The 4,095-nt window shown below is 71.4% G+C and carries 4 protein-coding genes; 1 reads left to right on the top strand and 3 read right to left on the bottom strand.

What is annotated here, in order from left to right; all coding sequences use genetic code 11:
• Positions 1-1,468: phosphoenolpyruvate--protein phosphotransferase (gene ptsP, locus VFM98_RS19370; RefSeq protein ID WP_325111530.1), on the top strand; the 1,468-nt coding region annotated here is incomplete at its 5' end.
• A gap of 4 nt (positions 1,469-1,472) precedes the next feature.
• On the opposite strand, the gene VFM98_RS19365 is transcribed toward ptsP, so the two are convergent.
• The 3 genes from VFM98_RS19365 to VFM98_RS19355 form a co-directional block, all read right to left on the bottom strand.
• Positions 1,473-2,294 (bottom strand): DMT family transporter, encoded by an 822-nt coding sequence (locus tag VFM98_RS19365; protein ID WP_325111529.1) that lies wholly within the window; start codon positions 2,292-2,294, stop codon positions 1,473-1,475.
• Between the two features lie 72 nt (positions 2,295-2,366).
• Complete coding sequence (gene copM / locus VFM98_RS19360) at positions 2,367-2,672, bottom strand: CopM family metallochaperone (protein WP_325111528.1); 306 nt, start codon at positions 2,670-2,672, stop codon at positions 2,367-2,369.
• Positions 2,673-2,763: 91 nt separating this feature from the next.
• Positions 2,764-4,092 (bottom strand): YncE family protein, encoded by a 1,329-nt coding sequence (locus VFM98_RS19355; RefSeq protein ID WP_325111531.1) that lies wholly within the window; start codon positions 4,090-4,092, stop codon positions 2,764-2,766.
• Positions 4,093-4,095 lie beyond the last annotated feature (3 nt).

Genomic DNA, 4,095 nt, shown 5'->3' with positions numbered 1-4,095 from the left:
GATCGTGGACCGCCTCTACAACGCCGAATGGGCGCTGACCACGCAGCTCGAAGTGCTGTCGCGCCAGTTCGACGACATGGAGGACGACTACCTGCGCGAGCGCAAGGCCGACCTGGAGCAGGTGGCAGAGCGCATCCTGCGCTACATGAAGGGCATCCCCTCGCCCGTCACGCAGCCGGCGCAGCGGCGCAAGACGCAGCAGGACCTGCTGCTCGACGACAGCGTCGACGTGCCGCTGGTGCTGGTGGCGCACGACCTGTCGCCGGCCGACATGCTGCAGTTCAAGCAGAGCGTGTTCGCCGGCTTCGTGACCGACGTCGGCGGCCGGACGTCGCACACGGCGATCGTGGCGCGCAGCCTCGACATCCCCGCGGTGGTGGGTGCGCGCGCGGCCAGCCAGCTGGTGCGGCAGGACGACTGGGTGATCATCGACGGCGACACCGGCCTGATGATCGTGGACCCGTCGCCGATCATCCTGGCCGAATACGGCTTCAAGCAGCGCCAGGCCGAACTGGAGCGCACGCGCCTGCACCGGCTGCGCCACACGCCGGCCGTCACGCTCGACGGCCAGAAGGTGGAGCTGCTGGCCAACATCGAGCTGCCCGAGGACGCGGTGGGGGCGCTGCGGGCCGGCGCCGTCGGCGTGGGCCTGTTCCGCAGCGAGTTCCTGTTCATGGGGCGCAGCGGCGGCATGCCGAACGAGGACGAGCAGTTCGAGGCCTACAAGCGCGCCATCGACGGCATGCAGGGCATGCCGGTCACGATCCGCACGCTCGACGTCGGGGCCGACAAGCCGCTCGACGACTCGCGCCGCGACGAGGCGCACGTCAACCCCGCGCTGGGGCTGCGGGCGATCCGCTGGAGCCTGGCGGAGCCGGACATGTTCCGCACCCAGATCCGCGCCATCCTGCGCGCGGCGGCGTACGGCAAGGTCAACCTGCTGATCCCGATGATCGCGCACGCCAGCGAGATCCGGCAGACGCTGTCGCTGATCGACTTCGCGCGCGCCGAGCTGGACAACCGGGGCGTGGCCTACGGGCCGGCGCAGCTCGGGGCCATGATCGAGATCCCGGCCGCGGCGCTGTCGCTGCGCACCTTCCTCAAGTACTTCGACTTCCTCTCGATCGGCACCAACGACCTGATCCAGTACACGCTGGCGATCGACCGCTCGGACGAATCGGTGGCGCACCTGTACGACCCCTGCCATCCCGCGGTGCTGCGGCTGGTGGCCGACACCATCGCCGAATGCCGGCGCCAGAACAAGGGCGTGAGCGTGTGCGGCGAGATGGCGGGCGACCCGCAATTCACCCGCCTGCTGCTCGGGCTGGGCCTGCGCACCTTCTCGATGCATCCGGCGCAGATTCTCGCGGTCAAGCAGGAGGTGCTGCGCGCCGACGCCAGCCGCCTGGAGACCTGGGCCCGCGAGGTGGTCGATTCGGAGGATCCGGCGCAGGCCCTGGCGGGCTGAGGCGTTACCTGGCCCTCGTTCCCACCACCGCCGCCCCGATGATCAAGGCCGCGGCGCCGACGATGCTGGCGCTCAACGCCCGCCCCGTCGTCAGCACCAGCAGCGTCGTCGAGGCCAGCGGCGTGATGTAGCTGAGGATGCCGATGTGGCGCGCGTCGCCGGTCTTCAGCGCCTTGTCCCAGAGGAAGAACGCGGCGCCCAGCGGGCCCAGGCCCATCACGCCGATCAATGCCAGGTCGCGCGCGGACAGCTGCGCCGGGTCTTCCAGCACCGCGTGGCAGGCGAGCGAGAGCAGCCCCGAGACGAGCCCGAACAGGCCGACCGCCGCGGTGGGAAACGACGGCACGCGGCGCGTCCAGAGCGAATAGGTCGACCAGATGAAGGCCGCGCCGAGCGCCGGCAGGTAGCCCCAGGACCAGGCGCCGGTGGCGCCGCCGCCGCCGAGGATCGCGAGCGCCGCACCGGCGAAGCCGGCCAGGCCCGCGAGCACGTGCGCGGCGCGCAGCTTCACGTCGCGCAGCAGCACCGGGGCGAGCAGCACGATCAGCAGCGGCCAGAGGTAGTTGACCAGGTTGGCTTCCACCGGCGGAGCGAGGCGCAGCGCGATGAAGAGGAGGAAGTGGTAGGCGAAGAGGCCGTAGATGCCCAGGGCGAGGGTTCGCGGCGGCACGCGCCATTGCCGCACCAGCGGCCAGGCCGGCACGCTGCCGATCACGAGGGCGAGGCCGGTGAGCAGGAAGGGCGGCACGTGGCGCAGCGTGACGCCGAGCGCGGCGAGCGACGCCCAGAGCGCGATCGCGCCCAGGGCGTAGAGGTGCGGAGACATGGGGGCGGACTTTACTGGAGCGCGGAGCGCCCCCACCCCAGCCCTCCCCCGGAGGGGGAGGGAGGAACAACGTCAAGGCCCGCGCGTGCCCCCGAGTGCCGGAAACTCCGGCTCGCGCCCGGGCCGCCGCAGCACCGCCAGCCTGCGCTGCATGCCCTCGATCTCGATCGTCTGCCCCGCAATGATCTCCTCCGCCAGCTGGCGCGTGGCGGGATCGCGGCCATACCGCAGCACCGCGCGCGCCATGTCCACCGCGCCTGCATGGTGCGGGATCATCATCGCGAGGAAGTCGATGTCGGGATCGCCGGTGGGCGCAGGGGCGTGCATGGCGCTCATCATCCGCGCCATCGCGTCTTCCATTTCACTGGTGAAACTCATTCGACCTCCCCCAGGCTGCGCACTCCGTGCTCCGCCTCCCCCCTCCGCAAGCGGAGGGGGCGAGCGCCTTCGGGCGGCCGTGCGGCGCTCCTCACCCCGTCTGCCCCCGCGCGCCGACGCGCACGTACACCAGGTTGATGCTCTTCTTGTTGCGCAGCTCGCCCGAGGGCAGCGCCAGCGAGCCGAGCGGGATCTGCGCGATGAAGGCGGGGCGCAGCGGATCGCGCACGTCGAAGGCGCTGCACACCGTCTGCCCCGCGTTGGGGGTGCCGGGCAGCTCGTCCTGCTCGTGCGCCACGTACAGCAGCGTGTTCTCCGGGTTGGTCCAGAGCCCGTGCGACTCGCGGCCATGGGTGAAGAAGGTGCCCACCACCTTGCGCGCACCCGGCGCCGCGGCGCGGTCGATGATGGCGATCCGGCTGGAGGCGACGCCGCCCGGCCCGTTGTCGTCCACCCGCGCCAGGCTCGCGTACGTCACCTTGCCGCGCGGGTTCTCGACGAACTCCACGTGGTTCGGCCGCGCGTTCGCGCCCAGCGGCACCAGGTCCAGCAGGCCGAACTCGGGCCGGGTGGAGCGGCACGAGACGGCATCGGCCAGCTTGTGCGAGAACCACACCTCGTTGCCGTCCGGCGTGGTCTTGAGGAAGGGCGTGAAGCCCGGCTTGTCCTGCTCCGCGATGTCCAGCGTCGTGCGCCGCTGCGGGAAGGTGAAGCCGCCGGCGTCCATGCGCAGCTCGAAGACGTCGACCTTCGACACCTTCTGGCTGGCCACGAAGGCGATCGTGTTCTCGCGGTTGAACCAGACCTGCGCCGGCCCGGGCAGCGTGCCCACGTACATGCGGATGGTCTGCGCCGAGGCGTCGCCGCGCAGGTGGCGGATGGCCGCTTCGACGTCGATCACGGCGATGCGGTCCTCGCCGCGGATGGTGACCCACAGCTCCTTGCCGTTGCGCGAGAAGGTGGGCTCGTGCGGCTCGCGCCCGACCAGCAGCCCGGTCGTGATCCGCTCGGCGTTGGTGCTGCTGCCGGCCGCCGGATTGGGCGTGTTGCCGATCACGCGCAGCTGCGCGGTGTCGGTGAGGTAGATGTTGCTGGAGCCGCGGCCGCTGGTGGCGATGAGGCGGCCGTCGGGCGAGGGCACGGCGCCGTGCGCATCGATGCAGCCGTGGTACAGCGGCTTGTGGATCATGGCCGCGTGGGTGGGGGCCACGCCGCCGGTGACGTAGCGGAAGGGCGGCCGCGGATCCTCGTCGAAGCTGGTGAGGTTGATCGTGCGCGCCACCGTGTTGGTGGCCGGGTCGATCACCGCGATGGTGTTCGAATCCTCGTTGGTGATGAAGACGCGGTCGGCGGCATCGATGCCCGGCACGCGCGCGGCCGGCGCGGCGGGCTGGGCCTGCGCCAGCATGGGGCTGGCCACGAG

The sequence above is a fragment of the Ramlibacter sp. genome (assembly GCF_035706265.1).
GTDB lineage: Bacteria > Pseudomonadota > Gammaproteobacteria > Burkholderiales > Burkholderiaceae_C > Ramlibacter.
The sequence above is the reverse complement of the archived record's forward strand: the minus strand, read 5'-3'. Positions and strand labels throughout refer to the sequence as shown.

Excerpts from the sequence above, each read along its gene's own strand:
- VFM98_RS19365 (WP_325111529.1), bottom strand. The coding sequence starts at position 2,294 with ATGTCTCCGCACCTCTACGCCCTGGGCGCGATCGCGCTCTGGGCGTCG.
- copM (WP_325111528.1), bottom strand. The coding sequence starts at position 2,672 with ATGAGTTTCACCAGTGAAATGGAAGACGCGATGGCGCGGATGATGAGC.